Source organism: Kitasatospora sp. NPDC023118 (assembly GCF_055560875.1).
Map to the genome: position 1 here is coordinate 124,990 of NZ_JBVHHW010000020.1, position 20,882 is coordinate 145,871.

Below are 20,882 nucleotides of genomic sequence, written 5' to 3' on the forward strand. Positions count from 1 at the left end.
ATGGACAAGGAACAGAAGCTCCGGGACTACCTCAAGCGGGCCAGCGCGGACCTCCAGCGCTCCCGGCAGCGGGTGGACGAGCTGGAGGCGGCCGCCCGGGAGCCGATCGCCATCGTGGGGATGAGCTGCCGCTTCCCCGGCGGGGTCGCGGCTCCCGAGGACCTCTGGGCGATGCTCGTCGCCGGCGAGGACGGCATCACCGGCCTGCCCGCCGACCGCGGCTGGGAGCTCGACCCGGCGGACGGGCCGGTCGACGTCCGGGGCGGGTTCCTGCAGGGCGCTGCCGACTTCGACCCGGGCTTCTTCGGCATCTCGCCGCGCGAGGCGCTGTCCATGGACCCGCAGCAGCGCGTCCTGCTGGAGGCGTCCTGGGAGGCCATCGAGCGCGCGGGCATCGACCCGAGCAGCGTCCGCGGCACCCGCACCGGCGTCTTCGTCGGCGCGATGCCGCAGGACTACCGCACCGGGCCGGACGACGACGTCCAGGGCTTCGTGCTGACCGGCAACGCGACCAGCGTGATCTCCGGCCGCCTCTCCTACGTCCTCGGCGCCGTCGGCCCGGCCGTCACCGTCGACACCGCGTGCTCGTCGTCGCTCGTCGCGCTCCACCTGGCCGCGCAGTCGCTGCGCGCGGGGGAGTGCGGTATGGCACTCGCCGCCGGCGTCACCGTCATGTCGACCCCCACGACCTTCGTCGAGTTCGCCCGCCAGGGCGGCCTGGCCTCGGACGGTCGCTGCCGCTCCTTCGCCGACTCCGCGGACGGCACCGGGTGGGCCGAGGGCGTCGGCGTGCTCGTCCTGGAGCGGCTGTCGGTGGCCCGGCGCAACGGGCACCGGGTGCTGGCCGTCGTGCGCGGCACCGCCGTCAACCAGGACGGCGCCTCCAACGGGCTCACCGCGCCCAACGGGCCGTCCCAGCAGCGGGTCATCGAGCAGGCGCTGCGCAACGCGCGGCTCTCCGCCGACCAGGTGGACGCGGTCGAGGCACACGGCACCGGCACCGTTCTCGGCGACCCGGTCGAGGCCCAGGCGCTGCTCGCCACCTACGGGCGCGGGCGGGACGCGCGGCGCCCGCTGCTGCTCGGTTCGGTGAAGTCGAACCTGAGCCACACCCAGGCCGCGGCGGGCATGGCCGGGGTGATCAAGACGGTGCTGGCGCTGCGGCACGAGCTGCTGCCGCGCACCCTGCACGTGGACGAGCCGTCGACGCACGTCGACTGGGAGTCCGGCGCCGTCCGGCTGCTGACCGAGGCGACGCCGTGGCCGCGGGGCGCCGAGCCGCGCCGGGCGGGCGTCTCGTCCTTCGGCCTCAGCGGCACCAACGCGCACGCCATCATCGAGGAGGCCCCGGCGGCGGAGGAGGTGCCCGCGTCCGAGGCCGTCGAGGCCGGGATGCTGCCCTGGCTGGTCTCCGGCCGCACCCCCGAGGCGCTGCGCGCCCAGGCCCAGCGGCTGGTCGCGTTCCTGGCGACGGACGCCGAGGGCTCCGACGCCGACCTCGCCCACGCGCTCGCCACCACCCGGGCCGCCCTGGAGCACCGCGCCGTCGTCACCGTGGCCGGCCGCGCCGAGGCCGTCGCGGCGCTCACCGCGCTCGCGGACGGCGAGGGCGACGGCCGGGCCGTCCTGGGTACCCCCCAGGGTCGCGGCAAGCTGGCCTTCCTGTTCGCCGGCCAGGGCTCGCAGCGCCTCGGCATGGGCCGCGAACTGGCCGCCCGCTTCCCGGTGTTCGCCGCCGCGCTGGACGAGGTGCTCGCCCGGCTCGACGTCCAGCTCGAAGGCCGGCTGGGCGCGCCGCTGCGCGACGTGATCTGGGGTGCCGACGAGGACGCCCTGAACCGCACCGGTCACGCGCAGCCCGCGCTGTTCGCCGTCGAGGTCGCGCTGTACCGGCTGCTGGAGTCCTGGGGCGTGCGCCCGGACTTCCTGGCCGGCCACTCCGTCGGCGAGATCGCCGCCGCGCACGTCGCCGGGGTGTTCACCCTCGCCGACGCGTGCGTCCTGGTCGCCGCCCGGGCCCGCCTGATGCAGGCCCTGCCGGCCGGCGGCGTCATGGTCGCGGTGCAGGCGAGCGAGGACGAGGTCCTCCCGCTGCTCGGCGACGGCGTGTCGCTGGCCGCCGTCAACGGGCCGCAGAACGTGGTCGTCGCGGGCGAGACCGCGGCGGCCGAGGCCGTCGGTGCGCACTTCGCCGAACTCGGGCGCAAGGTAAGGCGGTTGCGCGTCTCGCACGCCTTCCACTCGCCGCTCATGGACCCGATGCTCGACGAGTTCCGCGCCGTCGTCGCCGGGCTGGACCCGCAGGCGCCCGCGATCCCGGTCGTCTCGACGCTCACCGGCAGGCTCGCCACCGTCGAGCAGCTCACCTCCGCCGACTACTGGGCCGACCAGGCCCGCCAGGCCGTCCGGTTCGCCGACGCCGTCGGCTGGCTCGGCGGCCACGGTACCGGGCAGTTCCTCGAACTCGGCCCGGACGGCGCCCTCGCCGCGCTCGCCCAGAGCGCCCTCGACGAGCCGGCCGGCGAAGGTTGCAGCGCCCTCGCCGCGCTGCGCCCCGGCCGCGACGAGACCGAGGCGCTCACCGAGGCCCTCGCCGGCCTGCACGTGCGCGGTGTCCCGGTACGCTGGGACGCCTACTTCGAGGGCACCGGCGCCCGCCCGGCCGACCTGCCCACCTACGCCTTCCAGCACAAGCGCTACTGGCCGAAGAGCGCGCTCTCGCGCACCGGCGACGTCCGCGCCGCCGGGCTCGGCTCGGCCAACCACCCGCTGCTCGCCGCCGCCGTCTCGCTCGCCAACACCGACGGCCTGCTGCTGACCGGCCGGCTCTCGCTGCGCACCCACCCGTGGCTGGCCGACCACGCCGTCGACGGCACCGTGCTGCTGCCCGGCACGGCCTTCCTGGAGCTCGCCGTGCGCGCGGGCGACGAGGTCGGCTGCGAGCGCGTCGAGGAACTGACGCTCACCGCGCCGCTGCCGCTGCCCGAGCAGGGCGGCGTGCAGGTGCAGGTGTGGGCCGGACGGGCCGACGCGAGCGGGCGGCGCACCGTCGGCGTCTACGCCCGCCCCGAGGGCGATGAGGACGCCCCGTGGACGCAGCACGCCGACGGCATCCTCGCACCGGGCGGCTCGGCGGGTGAACAGCGCGCCATCGCAGAGGAGTTCACGAAGTGGCCGCCGGCCGGCGCCGAGGCCCTGGACCTGGACGGCCTGGACGAGCGCCTCGCCGGTGCGGGCTTCCGCTACGGCCCGGCCTTCCGCGGGCTGCGCGCGGCCTGGCGGCGCGGCGAGGACGTGTTCGCCGAGGTCGCCCTGGACGAGGGCGCGAGCGGCGAGGCCGGCGCGTTCGGGATCCACCCGGCGCTGCTGGACGCGGCGCTGCACGCGACGGCGTTCCTGGGGCTCGGCGGGGTGCCGTTCTCCTGGCAGGACGTCAGCCTGCACGCCGCGGGCGCGTCGGTGGTGCGGGTGCGGCTGTCCGCGACCGGGGACGACTCGGTCGCCGTCGAGGTCGCCGACGCGGCGGGCGGCCCGGTCGTCTCGGTCGGCTCGCTGCTGCTGCGGGCACTCCCGGCGCTGGCCGGTGCGGGCGCCGGGCCGGTCCGGGACGCGATGTTCGAGCTGCGCTGGTCCCGGTCGCGCGGCGGCGCGCAGGCGCCCGCCTCGGTGGCCGTCCCGGACGCGGACCCGCTCGGCCTCGGTGTGCTGCCGACGGCGGGCGAGGGCCCTGCGGGAGACGGAGCGGCCGAGGTGGTGCTCGTGCCGCTCGCGGGCGACCCGGCGGACCCGGTCGGCTCGGCCCACGCGTTGACGGCTCTGGCGCTGGCCCGGCTCCAGCAGTGGCTCGCCGCAGACGCGTTCGGCCGGCTGGTCTTCGTGACCCGGGGCGCCGTCGCCACCACCGCGGACGAGGAGGTCACCGACCCGGCCGCGGCCGCCGTGTGGGGACTGGTGCGCTCCGCGCAGGCCGAGCACCCGAACCGCTTCGGCCTGGTCGACCTGGACCCGGCCGGCGGCCCGCTGCCCGAGCGCGCCCTCGGCGGCGACGAGCCGCAGCTGGCCGTGCGCGGCGGCGCCGTGCTCGCGGCCCGGCTGGCCCGCGCGGGCGCGGTGGCCGTGACCGGCGCCGCGTGGAACCCGGACGGGACCGTCCTGATCACCGGCGGCACCGGTGGCCTCGGCGCCGTCCTCGCCCGGCACCTGGTGGCCGAGCACGGCGTCCGTCGCCTCGTGCTCGCGAGCCGCCGAGGCGCCGCGGCCGAAGGCGCCGCGGACCTGGCCGCGCGGCTCACCGAGGCGGGCGCCGAGGTCGCCGTCGAGGCGTGCGACCTCACCGACCGCGCCGCCGTCGAACGCCTGATCGCGGGCGTGCCCGCCGGACACCCGCTGACCGCCCTGGTGCACGCCGCCGGTGTGCTCGACGACGGCGTCGTCGAGCAGCTCACCCCCGAGCGGCTCGCCGCCGTCCTGCGGCCCAAGGCCGACGCCCTGTGGCACCTCCACGAGGCCACCCGCGGCCTGGACCTCGCCGCGTTCGTCGTCTTCTCGTCCTTCTCCGGCACCGTCGGCGCGGCCGGGCAGGCCAACTACGCTGCGGGCAACGCCTTCGCGGACGCGCTCGTGCGCACCCGCCGCGCCGCCGGACTGCCCGGACTCTCGCTGGGCTGGGGCCCCTGGGCCCCCGTCGGCGGAATGACCGGAGGGCTCACCGACGCGGACCTCGACCGGCTCGCCCGGCTCGGCACCCCGGCGCTCTCCGAGGCCGACGGCACCGCGCTGTTCGACGCCGCCCTCGCCCGCCCCGAGGCCGTCCTGCTGCCCGTCCGCCTCGACCTCCCGGCGCTGCGCGCCCGGGGCGAGGTGCCGCCGCTCCTGCGCGGCCTGATCCGCACCCCCGCACGGCGCGCCGCCGTGACCGCCACCGAGGCGGCCGGTGCCCTCACCCGCCGGCTCGCCGGGCTGGACGAGCGTGCCCGCACCGAGGCCGTCGTCGACCTGGTCCGTGCCCAGGTGGCGGCCGTGCTGCGGCACGCCGACGCGTCCGAGGTCGACCCGCACCGCCCGTTCCAGGACCTCGGCTTCGACTCGCTCACCGCCGTCGAGCTGCGCAACCGTCTGAGCGCCGCCACCGGCCTGCGCACCTCCGCGACCGTCGTCTTCGACTACCCGACCGTCACCGCCCTCGCCGGGCACGTCCTGGACGGCCTGACGGGCGCCCAGGCGCCCGCCGCCGCGGCCCCCGTGCGCGCGGCGGCCGACGACGACCCGATCGTCATCGTCGGCATGAGCTGCCGCTACCCCGGCGGCGTCGCCTCGCCCGAGGACCTGTGGCGCCTGCTGCGCGAGGGCACCGACGCGATCTCCGGCCTGCCCACCGACCGCGGCTGGGACGTCGAGTCGCTCTACCACCCGGACCCGGACCACCTCGGCACCAGTTACACCCGCTTCGGCGGCTTCCTGCACGAGGCCGCCGACTTCGATCCGGGCTTCTTCGGCATGAGCCCGCGCGAGGCGCTCGCCACCGACGCCCAGCAGCGCCTGCTGCTGGAGGCCTGCTGGGAGGCGGTCGAGCGGGCCGGGATCGACCCGGTGTCGCTGCGCGGCAGCCGCACCGGCGTGTTCGCCGGCGTGATGTACAACGACTACTCCGCGCTGCTCGCGGGCGGCCGCTTCGAGGGCCACCAGGGCAGCGGCACGTCGCCCAGCATCGCCTCCGGCCGCGTCTCCTACACGCTCGGCCTGGAGGGCCCGGCCGTCACCGTCGACACCGCGTGCTCGTCGTCGCTCGTCGCCATGCACTGGGCCATGCAGGCCCTGCGCGCCGGCGAGTGCACGCTGGCCCTGGCCGGCGGCGTCACCGTGATGTCCACCCCGACCTCGCTGATCGAGTTCTCCCGCCAGCGCGGCCTCGCCCCGGACGGGCGCTGCAAGGCGTTCTCCGACCGGGCCGACGGCGTCGGCTGGTCCGAGGGCGTCGGCGTGATCGCCCTGGAGCGCCTCTCCGACGCGCGCCGCAACGGGCACCCCGTGCTCGCCGTCGTGCGCGGTTCCGCCGTCAACCAGGACGGCGCCTCCAACGGTCTGACCGCCCCCAACGGGCCCTCCCAGCAGCGCGTGATCCGCCAGGCCCTGGCGACCGCCGGGCTCGCGACGGCTGACGTCGACGTCGTCGAGGCACACGGCACCGGCACCTCCCTGGGCGACCCGATCGAGGCCCAGGCGCTGCTGGCCACCTACGGTCAGGACCGCGAACTCCCGCTGCTCCTCGGCTCGGTGAAGTCCAATCTCGGCCACACCCAGGCCGCCGCGGGTGTCGCGGGCGTGATCAAGATGGTGCTGGCGATGCGACACGGCGTCGTGCCCCGCACCCTGCACGCCGCCGAGCCGTCCTCCCACGTGGACTGGGACGAGGGCGCGGTGGAGCTGCTGACCGAGGAGGCGGACTGGCCGGAGACCGGCCGCCCGCGCCGGGCCGGCGTGTCCTCCTTCGGCTTCAGCGGCACCAACGCCCACGTCATCCTCGAACAGGCCCCCGGCGTCGTCTCGCGGGATGCCACCCCGGCCGTCGCGGAGCCCGTCGTGCTGTGGCCGCTGGCCGGCCGCAGCCCGGCCGCGCTGCGCGACCAGGCCGCCCGCCTGCGCGCCTTCGCCACCGCGGACCCGGCCGCGAGCCCGGCCGACCTCGGCCTCTCGCTCGCCACCACCCGCTCCGGCTTCGACCACCGCGCCGTCGCCGTCGGTGACGACCGCGACGAGCTGCTCGCCGCCCTGACCGCCCTCGCCGCGGGCGAGTCGGCCGCCGGGCTGGTCGCGGGCGAGACCGGCGCCGGCAAACTCGCCGTGCTGTTCGCCGGCCAGGGCGCACAACGCCTCGGTGCCGGACGCGAACTCGCCGGACGCTTCCCGGTGTTCGCCGAGGCGCTGAACGAGGTGCTGCGCGAGTTCGGCCCCCGGCTGGAGCGCCCGCTGCGCGACGTGCTGTGGGGCGAGGACGAGGAGCTGCTGAACCGCACCGGCTGGGCCCAGCCCGCGATCTTCGCCGTCGAGGTCGCGCTGTTCCGCCTGGTCGTCTCGCTCGGCGTGCGGCCCGACGTGCTGCTCGGCCACTCCGTCGGCGGGATCGCCGCCGCGCACTGCGCCGGGGTGCTCCCGCTCGCCGACGCGTGCGCGCTCGTCGCCGCGCGGGCCCGGCTGATGGACGCGCTGCCCGAGGGCGGCGCCATGGTCTCCGTCGAGGCCACCGAGGACGAGGTGCTGCCGCGCCTGGTGCCCGGCGTCTCCGTCGCGGCCGTCAACGGGCCCCGGGCCGTGGTGATCTCCGGCCTGGAGGACGAAGTCCTGCGGATCACCGGGGAGTTCGCGGCCGAGGGCCGTCGGACCAAGCGGCTGCGCGTCTCGCACGCCTTCCACTCGCCGCTGATGGAGCCGATGCTGGAGGAGTTCCGGCGCACCGTCGCGGAGCTGGAGTTCCACGCGCCGGTCATCCCGCTGGTCTCCGACACCACCGGTGAGCTCGCCACCGAGGCGGAGCTGTGCTCGCCCGAGTACTGGGTCGAGCACGTCCGCCGGGCCGTCCGCTTCGCCGACGGCGTCCGTGCCGCCCGCGCGGCCGGCGCCGCGACCTTCCTCGAACTCGGCCCGGACGGCGTGCTGTCCGCGCTCACCGAGGAGATCCTGGCCGAGACCGTTCCGTCCGATCATGGCACCGTGGCGGCCGTCCCGCTGCTGCGCGCCGGGCGCCCCGAGGAGCGGACCGCCGCCCTCGCCCTGTCCGCGCTCCATGTGCGCGGGCACGCCCTGGACTGGGCCGCGCTGTACGCGGGCACCGGCGCCCGCCGCACCGACCTGCCCACCTACGCGTTCCAGCACGAGCGCTACTGGCCCGAGGCCGAGCCCGGCACCGCCGCCCCGGCCGCCGACCCCGCCGACTCCGCCCTGTGGGGCGCCGTGGAGCGCGGCAGCGCCGCCGAACTCGCCGGCCTGCTCGGCCTGCGCGACGAACAGCACGCCGGCCTCTACGCCCTGCTGCCCGCCCTGGCCGACTGGCGCCGCACCCGGCACGAGAAGGCCCAGCTCGACGCCGCCCGCTACCGCGTCCACTGGCGGCCCGTCCGCCCGGCGGCCGCGCCCGTGCTGGACGGCACCTGGCTGGTCGTCACCACCGACGCCGTCGACGACGCCGAGCTCCTCGACGCGCTGCGCGGCCACGGCGCCCGTCTCGAACGGCTGGTGTTCGACGAGGACTGCCGCGACCGCGCCGAACTCGGCCGCCGGATAGCGGACTTCGGCGAGCTGAGCGGCATCCTGTCGCTCGTCCCGCTGGCCGACCGGCCCACCCCCGGGCCCGGCCTGCCGGAGGGTGTCGCGCTCGGCGTCCTCCTCGCCCAGGCCCTCGGCGACCTGCGCTCCGCCGTGCCGCTGTGGACCGTCACCCGCGGCGCCGTCTCCACGGGCCCCGCGGACCCGCTCACCAACCCCGTCCAGGCCGCCGCGTGGGGCCTCGGCCGAGTCGCCGTCCTGGAGCGCCCGCAGGCGCCGGGCGGGCTGGTCGACCTGCCGCCAGTGCTCGACGCGCCGACCGTGCAGGGCCTCGTCGGCGTCCTCGCGGGCGGTAAGCGCGGGGGAGAGGACCAGATCGCGCTGCGCGGCAGCGCCGCCTACGGCCGCCGCCTGGTGCGGCACGCCGTCGACGAGCTGCCCCGCGCCGAGGAGTTCACCGTCGAAGGCACCGTCCTCATCACCGGCGGCACCGGCGCGCTCGGCGCCGAGGTCGCCCGCTGGCTGGCCCGCAGCGGTGCCCGGCACCTCGTGCTCACCAGCCGACGCGGTCCGGAGGCCCCCGGCGCCGCCGAACTCGTCGCCGAACTCGCCGAACACGGCGCCACCGCGGCCGTCGTCGCCTGCGACGTCGCCGACCGCGACGCGCTCGCCGCCGTCCTCGCCGCGGTTGCGGCCGAGCACCCGCTGACCGGCGTCGTGCACGCCGCCGGCGTCGGCCAGGCCGCCCCGCTCTCGGACACCCCGGTCGCCGAGGTCGCCGCGCTCACCGCCGCCAAGCTCCACGGCGCCGCTCACCTCGACGCCCTCCTCGCCGACCACGAACTGGACTTCTTCGTCCTGTTCTCCTCCGTCGCCGGCATCTGGGGCAGCGCCGGGCAGAGCGCCTACGCCGCCGCCAACGCCTACCTCGACGCCCTCGCGGAGAACCGCCGCGCCCGCGGCCTGACCGCCACCTCGATCGCCTGGGGCCCGTGGGCCGGTGCCGGCATGGCCGCCCACGAGGCCGTCTCCGACGGCCTGCGCCGCCAGGGCCTGCGCTTCCTCGCCCCGGAGACCGCGCTCACCGAGCTGCGCCGCGCGATCGTGCACGAGGACGTCGCCGTGACCGTCGCGGCCGTCGACTGGGAGCGCTACGCCCCCGTGTTCACCGCCGCCCGGCCGAGTGTCCTGTTCGACGAGCTGCCCGAAGTCCGCGCCCTTGCCCGTGGCGCCGCGGCCGACGCCGGGGCCGCCTCCGACCTCGTCCGCCGCCTGCGCGGCCTGTCCGAGGCCGAGCGCGACCGCCTGCTCGTCGACCTGGTGCGCCGCGAGGCCGCCGCCGTCCTCGGCCACGGCTCCGTCGACGGCGTGCCCGAGAAGCGAGCCTTCCGCGACACCGGCTTCGACTCGCTGACCGCCGTCGAGCTGCGCAAGCGCCTCGTCATGCTGACCGGCCTGCCGCTGCCCAGCACGATGGCCTTCGACCACCCGACGCCGGTCGCGCTCGCCGCGTTCCTGCGCGGCGAACTGCTCGACGGACCGCAGGACGTGACGGCGCCGCCGGTCGCCACCGCCGACCCGGACGAGCCGATCGCCATCGTCGGCATGGGCTGCCGCTTCCCCGGCGGCGCCGGAAGCCCCGAGCAGCTGTGGCGGCTCGTCGCCGAGGGCACCGACGCCATCTCCGAGTTCCCGGAGAACCGCGGCTGGGACACCGGCCTCTACGACCCGGACCCGGACACCCCCGGCCGCACGTACTCCACCCAGGGTGGGTTCCTGCACGAGGCCGGCGAGTTCGATGCCGCGTTCTTCGGCATCTCCCCGCGTGAGGCACTCGCCATGGACCCCCAGCAGCGCCTGCTGCTGGAGACCACCTGGGAGGCCCTCGAATCCGCGGGCATCGACCCGACCACCGTGCACGGCAGCGCGACCGGCACCTTCATCGGATCCACGTACCAGGAGTACGGGTTCGGCATGGACGACAGCTCCGCCGGGCACGCCGTCACCGGCACCAGCCCGAGCGTGCTCTCCGGCCGCCTCGCCTACCTGTTCGGCCTGGAGGGCCCGGCCGTCACCGTCGACACCGCGTGCTCCTCCTCGCTCGTCGCGCTGCACCTGGCCTGCCAGTCGCTGCGCGGTGGCGAGAGCTCCCTCGCGCTCGCCGGCGGCGCCACCGTCATGACCAACCCGAACGCCTTCATCGCCTTCAGCCGCCAGCGCGCGCTCGCCGCCGACGGCCGCTGCAAGGCCTTCTCCGAGGCCGCCGACGGCATGACCCTCGCCGAGGGCGTCGGCGTCGTCGTCCTGGAGCGGCTCTCCGACGCCGAGCGCAACGGCCACCAGGTGCTCGCCGTCATCCGCGGCTCCGCGATCAACCAGGACGGCGCCTCCAACGGGCTCACCGCGCCCAACGGGCCGTCCCAGCAGCGCGTCATCCGCCAGGCCCTGCACAACGCGGGCCTCACCCCGGGCGACGTCGACGCCGTCGAGGCGCACGGCACCGGCACCGCCCTCGGCGACCCCATCGAGGCCCAGGCCCTCCAGGCCGCGTACGGGCGCGACCGGGACCCGCAACGCCCGCTGCTGCTCGGCTCGGTCAAGTCCAACATCGGCCACACCCAGTCGGCGGCCGGCGTCGCGGGCGTGATCAAGATGGTCCAGGCGCTGCGCCACGGCGTGCTGCCGGCCACCCTGCACGCCGACGAGCCGTCCTCGCACATCGACTGGACGCCGGGCACCGTCACCCTGCTCAACGAGGCCGTGCCGTGGCCGGCCGGCGAGCGGACCCGCCGCTGCGCGGTCTCCTCCTTCGGCATCAGCGGCACCAACGCGCACGTCGTGCTGGAGGAGGCGCCCGCCGCCCCTCCGGCCGAGCGTGCCGAGGTGTCCGACGGCGTCGTGCCGTGGGTGCTCTCCGCCCGCACCCCCGCCGCCCTGCGCGCCCAGGCCGCGCGCCTGGCCGACCACCTCGACGTCGAGCCGGACCCGCGCCCGCACGACGTCGCCCACACCCTGCTGACCACCCGCGCCCTCTTCGAGCACCGCGCCGTCGTGCTCGGCGCCGACGTCGCCGAACTGCGCGAGGGCCTCGCCGCGCTCGCCGCCGGCGCCTGCGCGCCGAACGCCGTCCGCGGCCTCGCCGAGGACGGCGGCCGCACGGTCTTCGTCTTCCCCGGCCAGGGCTCCCAGTGGGCCGGCATGGGCGCCCGGCTGCTGGACGAGTCGCCGGTGTTCGCCGAGCGGATCGCCGAGTGCGCGGCGGCCCTGTCCGCGCACGTTGACTGGTCGCTGCTCGACGTGCTGCGCCAGGCCGAGGGCGCGCCCGCGCTGGACCGCGTCGACGTGGTCCAGCCGGCGACCTTCGCCGTCATGGTGGCCCTCGCCGAACTGTGGCGCGCCCACGGCATCCACCCGGACGCCGTGGTGGGCCACTCCCAGGGCGAGATCGCCGCCGCCGTCGTCGCCGGGGCGCTCTCCCTGGAGGACGGCGCCCGTGTGGCCGCGCTGCGCAGCCGGCTCATCGGCCGCGTCCTGGCGGGCTCCGGCGGGATGGTCTCCGTACCGCTGTCGGCCGACGAGGCCGAGGAGCGGCTGCGCTCGCGCGGCGGTGGGCTCGCCGTCGCCGCCGTGAACGGGCCGCGGACCGTCGTCATCGCCGGCCCGGCCGGCGAACTCGACGAGCTGATGGCGGAGTTCGAGGCCGAGGGCCTGCGCGCCCGGCGGATCAGCGTCGACTACGGCTCGCACTCCGTCCAGGTGGAACTCCTCAGGGACGACCTGCTGACGGACCTCGCCCCCGTGCGCCCGCGCGCCGCCGAGGTGCCCTTCTTCTCCACCGTCACCGGCGACTGGCTCGACACCACCGCCATGGACGCCGGCTACTGGTACCGCAACCTGCGCAACCCGGTGCGCTTCGACCCGGCCGTGCGGGAGCTGATGGCCCAGGGCCACGGCCTGTTCGTCGAGGTCAGCCCGCACACCGTGCTCACCATGGCGATCGAGGCCACCGCCGAGGACCGCGGCGACCGCGCCACCGCCGTCGGCACCCTGCGCCGCGACAAGGGCGGCACGGACCGCTTCCTCGCCTCGCTCGCCGAGGCCTTCGTCCGCGGCGGACGGGCCGACTGGTCCGCCCACACCGTCGGCGGGCGCCGCGTGCCGCTGCCCACCTACGCCTTCCAGCACGAGCACCTCTGGGCCGTCGCGCCGCGCCCCGGAGGGGAGCCGGAGGACGGCGAGTTCTGGAGCGCCGTCGAGGAGGCCGACGTCGAGGCGCTGGCCGCCCGGCTGCGCATCGACAGCGGCGCGCTCGCGCCGGTGCTGCCCGCGTTGTCCGACTGGCACCGGCGCCGGCGTGAGCGCTCGACGCTCGACTCCTGGCGCTACCGGGCGACGTGGAAGCCGCTCTCCGTCGGTCCCGCCGGGCTGGACGGCACCTGGCTGCTCGTCACCGCCCGGGAAGGCGAGGGCGAGGACGTCGCCGAGGCGCTGACCGCGCACGGCGCGACGGTCGAGCGGCTCGTCCTGGACGACACCCGCACCGACCGGCAGCGGCTCGCCGCCCTCCTGGCCCCCGCCGATCTGACGGGCATCGTCTCCCTGCTCGCCACCGCCGAGCGGCCCAGCGAGCGCCACCCCGCCCTGCCCGAGGGCGTCGCGCTCACCCTCGCCCTGATCCAGGCCCTCGGCGACGCCGGGCAGGACGCGCCGCTGTGGTGCCTCACCCGCGGCGCCGTCGCCGCCGGGCGCACCGACACGGTCGCCAACCCGGTGCAGGCACAGGTCCACGGCCTCGGCTGGACGGCCGCCCTGGAGCACCCGCAGCGCTTCGGCGGCGTCGTCGACCTGCCCGACGCGCTCGACCGGCGCGGCGGCGAGCGGCTGGCCGCCGTGCTGGCCGCCCGCGACGAGGACCAGGTGGCGATCCGCCCCTCCGGAGCCTACGCCCGCCGCATCGTGCGCGCCGAGGCCGCCGCCCGCCGGGAGCCCCGGCCGCTGCGCGGCACCGTCCTGATCACCGGCGGTACCGGCACCCTCGCCCCGCACCTGGCCCGCCGGCTCGCCGCCGAGGGCGCCGAGCGGATCGTGCTCACCAGCCGCCGCGGCCCCGCCGCGCCGGGCGCCGCCGAGCTGCTCGCCGAACTCGCCGCCGCGGGCTGCGCGGCCGAGATGGTGGCCTGCGACCTCACCGACCGCGACGCCGTCGAACGGATGCTCGCCGAACTCGCCGCCGCCGGCCATGAGGTGCGCACCGTCGTGCACACCGCCGCGGTCATCGAGCTGCTGTCCGTCGAGGAGACCACCCACGAGGCCTTTGCCAAGGTCCTGCACGCCAAGACCGCCGGCGCCCGTCACCTCGACGAGCTCCTGCCCGACGACCAGCTCGACGCCTTCGTGCTGTACTCCTCCACCGCCGGCATGTGGGGCAGCGGCCGGCACGCCGCCTACGTCGCGGGCAACGCCTACCTCAACGCGCTCGCCGAGCACCGCCGCGCCCGCGGCGGCCGGGCCACCGCGATCTCCTGGGGCATCTGGGCCGACGACCTGAAGCTCGGCCGCGTCGACCCCGGTCAGATCCGGCGCAGCGGTCTGGTCTTCATGGACCCGGCGCTCGCCCTGGACGGGCTGCGCCAGGCCCTGGACGCCGACGAGCAGGTGCTCGCGATCGCCGACGTCGACTGGGAGCGCTACCACCCGGTCTTCACCTCCGGCCGCCCGAGCGCCCTCTTCGAGGACGTCCCCGAGGTGCGCCGGCTCGCCGAGGCCGCCGAACGCCCGGCCGGGGACGGCGAGTTCGCCGCCAAGCTGCGCGCCCTGCCGGCTGCCGAGCAGGAACGCCGCCTGCTGGACCTGGTCCGCGCCGAGGCGGCGACCACGCTCGGCCACGCCTCGCCCGACGTGCTGTCCGAGCAGCGGGCCTTCCGTGACGTCGGCTTCGACTCGCTGACCGCCGTCGACCTGCGCAACCGGCTGGCCGCCGCGACCGGGCTGACGCTGCCCAGCACCCTCGTGTTCGACCACCCGAACCCGCTCGCCCTGGTGCGCTTCCTGCGGGAGAAGATCGCCGGCGCCGCCGTCGACGGCACCGCTCCGGCGGCGGTGGGTGTCGCGCCGGACGAGCCGATCGCCATCATCGGCATGAGCTGCCGCTACCCCGGCGGGATCGCCTCGCCCGAGGACCTGTGGCGGCTCGTCACCTCGGGCGGCGACGCCATCACCGAGTTCCCGGCGGACCGCGGCTGGGACACCGAGGGGCTGTACGACCCGGACCCGGACGCGCCCGGCCGCACCTACTCGGTGCGCGGCGGCTTCCTGCAAGGCGTCGCCGACTTCGACGCCGCGTTCTTCGGCATCTCCCCGCGCGAGGCCCTCGCCATGGACCCGCAGCAGCGCCTCCTCCTGGAGACGGCCTGGGAGGCCATGGAGCGCGCCGGCCTCGACCCGTCCGCCCTGCGCGGCAGTCTCACCGGCACCTTCATCGGTGCCAGCTACCAGGACTACAGCCCCGGCGACTCCGCTCAGGACGGTGCCGAGGGCCACCTCGTCACCGGCACCATCCCGAGCGTCCTGTCCGGCCGGCTCTCCTACACCTTCGGCTTCGAGGGCCCGGCCGTCACGCTCGACACCGCGTGCTCGTCCTCGCTCGTCGCCCTGCACCTGGCCTGCCAGTCGCTGCGCAACGGGGAGAGCTCCCTCGCCCTCGCCGGCGGCGTCAGCGTGATGGCCACGCCCAACGCGTTCGTCGGCTTCAGCCGCCAGCGCGCGATGGCCGTGGACGGCCGCTGCAAGGCCTACGCCGAGTCCGCCGACGGCATGAGCCTCGCCGAGGGCGTCGGCCTCGTCCTGGTCGAGCGCCTCTCCGACGCCGAGCGGCTCGGCCACCCGGTGCTCGCCGTCCTGCGTGGCTCCGCCGTCAACCAGGACGGCGCCTCCAACGGCCTCACCGCGCCCAACGGGCCCGCGCAGCAGCGCGTGATCCGTGCCGCGCTCGCCAGCGCACGGCTCGCCCCGGGCGAGGTCGACGCGGTCGAGGGCCACGGCACCGGCACCAGGCTCGGCGACCCGATCGAGGCCCAGGCTCTCCTCGCGACCTACGGCCAGGACCGCGAACTGCCGCTGCTGCTCGGCTCGGTGAAGTCCAACATCGGCCACACCCAGATGGCCTCCGGCGTGGCCGGCGTCATCAAGACCGTGCTCGCGCTGCGCAGCGGCGTGCTCCCGGCCAGCCTGCACATCGACCGGCCGTCGACGCACGTCGACTGGACGGAGGGCGCCATCGAGCTCCTCACCGAGGCGCGCGACTGGCCCGAGACCGGGCGTCCGCGCCGGGCCGCCGTCTCCTCCTTCGGGCTGAGCGGTACCAACGCGCACGTGATCCTCGAACAGGCACCGGCCGCCGTCGTGGCGGCTGCGCCGGCGGACGGCGACACCGTGCCCTTCACGCTGTCCGCCCGTACCGACGAGGCGCTGCGCGCCCAGGCCGGGCAGGTGCTCACGGCGCTCGACGAGCAGCCCGAACTGCCGCTCGCCGACCTGGCGTTCTCCCTCGCCACCACCCGCACCGCGCTCGACCGCCGTGCCGCCGTCACCACCGGCGACCGCGCCGAGCTCCGGCGCGCGCTCGCCGCCCTGCGCGACGGCCTGCCGGACGCCGCCCTCGTCACCGGCCGGGCGGCCGCCGGTGGCCTGGCGTTCCTGTTCACCGGCCAGGGCAGCCAGTACCCGGCCATGGGCAGGGAGCTGTACGACCGGTACCCGGTGTACGCGGAGGCGCTCGACGCCGTCCTCGCCCGCTTCGACCTCGACTACGAACGGCCCGTCCGGGACGTCCTGTTCGCGGAGGAGGGGTCGGCGGAGGCTGAGCTGCTGGACGACACGGGGTACGCGCAGCCGGCGTTGTTCGCGCTGGAGGTGGCGCTGTTCCGGTTGGTGGAGTCGTGGGGTCTGCGGCCCGATTTCGTGGTCGGGCACTCGATCGGTGAGATCGCGGCGGCGCATGTGGCGGGGGTGTTCTCGCTGGAGGACGCCTGTGCGTTGGTCGCGGCTCGGGCCCGGCTGATGTCCGAACTCCCCGGTGGGGGAGCGATGGTGTCGGTCGAGGCGACGGAGGAGGAGGTGCTGCCGCTGCTGACGGACGGCGTCTCGATCGCCGCCGTCAACGGCCCGCGCGCCGTCGTCCTCTCCGGCGACGAGAGCGAAGTCCTGCGCATCGCCGAACAGTTCGCGGCCGACGGGCGGCGCACCAAGCGCCTGCGCGTCTCGCACGCCTTCCACTCCCCGCACATGGAGCCGATGCTCGACGCCTACACCCGCGTCGCCGCCACGCTCACCTACGACGCCCCGGCGATCCCGCTGATCTCCACCGTCACGGGCGCGCCCGCCACCGCCGACGAGCTCGCCGCGCCCGCGTACTGGGCCCGGCAGGTGCGCGGCACCGTCCGCTTCGCCGACGCCGTCCAGGCCCTCGTGGGCCACGGCGCCGCCGCCTTCCTCGAACTCGGCCCGGACGGCGTCCTCACCGCCGCCGCCCGCGACACCCTCGGCGACGGCGCCCGCCTCACCGGCGTGCCCGCGCTGCGCCGCGGCCGGCCCGGCGTCCCGACCCTCACGGCCGCGCTCGCCCGGCTGGCCGTCGGCGGCCTGCGCCCGGACTGGGCGGCCGTCTTCGCCGGCACCGGCGCCCGCCGCGCCGACCTGCCCACGTACCCGTTCCAGCGGGAGCGCTACTGGCCGGAGGGCCGGTCCGTCCCGGCGGTGGGATCCGACCCCGTGGACGCCGAGTTCTGGGCCGCCGTCGACCGCGGCGACCTCGGGGCGCTCGGCACCGGCCTGGACCTCGACCGCGACACCGTGACCGCCCTCTCCACCTGGCGCCGCGCCCGGCGCGAGCGCTCCACCGTCGACGCCTGGCGCTACCGCGCCTCCTGGACGCCGCTCGATGCCACGGGCGCTGCGGCCCGGCCGTCCGGCCGCTGGCTGGTGCTCGCGTCGGACGACGCACCGTGGGTGGACGGGCTCGTCGACGGGGTGACCCTCCGGGTCTGCGGCGACCGGTCCGCGATCGCCGCGCAGCTCCGTGAGGTGGCCGCGGAGGAAGCCGGGTTCACCGGTGTCCTGTCCCTGCTCGCCCTCGGCGACGACTCGCTCGCGGCCACCGTCACCGCCGTCCAGGCCCTCGGCGACGCGGACTTCACCGCCCCGCTGTGGTGCCTCACCCGCGGCGCCGTCGCCACCGGCCGCTCCGACCGCCCCGCCGATCCCCGGCAGGCCGCCGTCTGGGGCCTCGGCCGCTCAGCCGCCCTCGAACTGCCCACCCGCTGGGGCGGGCTGATCGACCTGCCGGAGCGGCTCGACGACACCGCGCTGCGCCGCCTGGCCGCCGCGCTCGCCCGCACCGACGGCGAGGACCAGCTCGCCGTCCGCGCCTCCGGCACCTTCGCCCGGCGCCTCGTGCGCCACCCGCTGCGTCACCCGCTGGGCGAGCGCCCGGACGCCCGGCCGTACACGCCCACGGGCACCGTCCTGATCACCGGCGGCACCGGGGGCCTCGGCGGGCAGCTCGCCCGCCGCCTCGCCGCCCAGGGCGCCGCGCACCTGCTGCTGGTCAGCCGCCGCGGCGCGCACGCCCCCGGCGCCGAGCAGCTGCGCGCCGACCTCGCCGCCCTCGGCGCCGACGTCACCCTGGCCGCCTGCGACGCCGCCGACCGGGACGCCCTCGCGGCCGTCCTCGCCGCCGTCCCCGCCGACCGGCCGCTCACCGCCGTCTTCCACACGGCCGGCGTCGTCGCCGACGGCACCCTCGACACCCTGACGGTCGAACACTTCGCCGAGGTGTTCCGCCCCAAGGTCGACGCCGCGCACCACCTCGACGAGCTGACCCGCGACACCGACCTCGCCGCCTTCGTCCTGTTCACGTCCACCGCCGGCACCATCGGAGCCGCCGGACAGGCCAACTACGCCGCCGCCAACGCCTACGTGGACGCCCTCGCCGAACGCCGGCGCGCCCGTGGCCTGCGTGCCACCGCCATCGCGTGGGGCCCGTGGGCCGGCGACGGCATGGCCGGGGCCGGCGTCGAACAGCGGGTGCGCCGCGGCGGCTACGGCCCGATGGCGCCCGAGCGCGCCCTGACCGCCCTCGGACACGCCCTCGACCACGACGACACCGCGCTCACCGTCGCCGACATCGACTGGCAGCGCTTCGCCGCCGTCTTCACCGCGCAGCGGCCCGTCCCACTGATCGCCGCGCTGGCCGGACCGGCCGGCCGGCCGTCGGTGACCGCCCCGGACTCCGGGCTGCGACAGCGCCTCGCCGAGCTGTCCGAGCAGGCCAGGAAGCGGTTCGTCCTCGACTTCGTGCGCACCCGCGTCGCGGCCGTCCTCGGCCACGCGGGCGGCGAGCGCGTCGGCGCGGACCAGCCCTTCACCGACCTCGGCATGGACTCCCTCACCACCGTCGAACTGCGCAACGCCCTCACCGCCGCCACCGGCCTGACCCTGCCCGCCACCCTCGTGTACGACCACCCGAGCCCGGCGGACCTGGCCGCCCACCTCCTCGCCGAACTCCTCGGCACCCTGCCGGAACCCGACCCGGCCCCGGCCGCGCGCGACGTCGCGGACGACCCCGTGGTGATCGTCGGCATGGCCTGCCGCTTCCCCGGCGGCATCGAGTCCCCGGAGGACCTCTGGCGGCTGCTCGGCGACGGCGCCGACGCCATCCGCCCGTTCCCCGCCGACCGCGGCTGGGACCTCGACGCCCTCGGCCGCGGCGGCTCCGCCACCCTCCACGGCGGCTTCCTCGACGGCGTCGGCCGTTTCGACGCCCGCTTCTTCGGCATCTCGCCCCGCGAAGCCCTCGCCATGGACCCCCAGCAGCGCCTCCTCCTGGAGACCTCCTGGGAGGCCCTGGAGCGCTCCGGCATCGCCCCCGACCGCCTGCGCGGCAGCGACACCGGCGTCTTCGTCGGCACCAACGGCCAGGACTACCTCACCGTGCTGCGCCGCGGCACCGCCGACGTCCGAGGCCACGCCGCCACCGGCAACACCGCGAGCGTCCTGTCCGGCCGGCTCTCCTACACCCTCGGGCTGGAGGGCCCGGCCGTCACCGTCGACACCGCGTGCTCCTCCGCCCTCGTCTCGCTCCACCTGGCCGCCCGCGCGCTGCGCGCCGGGGAGTGCTCGCTGGCCCTGGCCGGCGGCGCCTCGGTGATGTCCAGCCCGGACGCCTTCGTCGAGTTCACCGCGCAGGGCGGATTGGCCTCGGACGGCCGCTGCAAGCCCTTCGCCGACGCCGCCGACGGCACCGCGTGGTCCGAGGGTGCGGGCGTGCTCGTCCTGGAGCGGCTCTCCGACGCCCGCCGGCTCGGGCACCCGGTGCTCGCGGTCGTGCGCGGCAGCGCCGTCAACCAGGACGGCGCCTCGAACGGGCTGACGGCCCCCAACGGACGGGCCCAGCAGCGGGTGATCCGCGCGGCCCTCGCCGACGCGGGCCTGACCGCCGCCGAGGTCGACGCCGTCGAGGCGCACGGCACCGGCACCGCCCTCGGCGACCCGATCGAGGCGCACGCCCTACTGGCCGCCTACGGGCGGGGGCGCGAACTGCCGCTCCTGCTCGGTTCGGTGAAGTCCAACCTGGGCCACACCCAGGCCGCCGCCGGCGCCGCCGGTGTGATCAAGACGGTGCTCGCGATGCGGCACGGTCTGCTGCCGAAGTCGCTGCACGTCGACGCGCCCTCCCGGCACGTCGACTGGACGGCCGGCGCCGTGGAGCTCCTGACGGAGGCCCGCGACTGGCCCCAGACCGGCCGCCCGCGCCGGGCCGGTGTCTCCGCCTTCGGCGTCAGCGGCACCAACGCGCACGTCCTGCTGGAGCAGGCGCCTTCCGCTGCGGACCCGGCCGGTCCGGTGTTGCCCGCAGCCGCCGCGCCGTGGGTGGTCTCCGCCAAATCGGAGGCCGCGCTGGACGCCTCGCTCGCGCGGCTCGCCGACGTGGACGCGCCGTCCGCGCTGGACGTCGCCCACTCGCTGGCCGTCGGCCGGGCCTCGCTCGGGCACCGGGCGGTGCTGCTGGACGGCGCCGAGGTCGCGCGCGGCGTCGCCGCCGAGCGCTCGACGGCGTTCCTGTTCTCCGGGCAGGGCTCGCAACGGATCGGCATGGGGCAGGAGTTGTACGCCCGCTTCCCGGTGTTCGCCGAGGCCTTCGACGGCGTCTGCGCACGGCTGGACCAGCTCCTGGACCGGCCGCTGCGGGACGTGGTGTGGGGCGAGGACGCGGAGCTGCTGAACCGGACGGAGTACGCCCAGGCCGCGCTGTTCGCGGTCGAGGTGGCGCTGTTCCGGATCGTCGAATCCCTGGGCGTGCGGCCGGAGTTCGTAGCCGGACACTCGATCGGCGAGATCGCCGCGGCCCACGTGGCCGGGGTGTTCTCCCTGGAGGACGCGTGCACGCTGGTGGCGGCGCGCGGCCGGCTGATGCAGGCACTCCCGGAGGGCGGCGTGATGCTCGCCCTGGAGGCCGAGGAAGCCGAGGTCCTGCCGCTGCTGGGCGAGTTCGTCTCGGTCGCGGCGGTGAACGGGCCGACGTCGGTGGTGGTCTCGGGTGCCGCCGAAGCCGTCGCGGCGATCGA

General features: G+C 76.7%; 1 protein-coding gene (running past one end of the window). It reads left to right on the forward strand.

Annotation, left to right across the window (positions count from 1 at the left end; genetic code table 11):
* Positions 1-20,882, forward strand: partial view of a type I polyketide synthase gene (locus ACZ3UD_RS25540; RefSeq protein WP_465592067.1) — the 5' portion only. The gene runs 7,102 nt beyond the window's last position; only the first 20,882 of its 27,984 coding nucleotides appear in the window; the start codon lies at positions 1-3; the stop codon falls past the right edge of the window.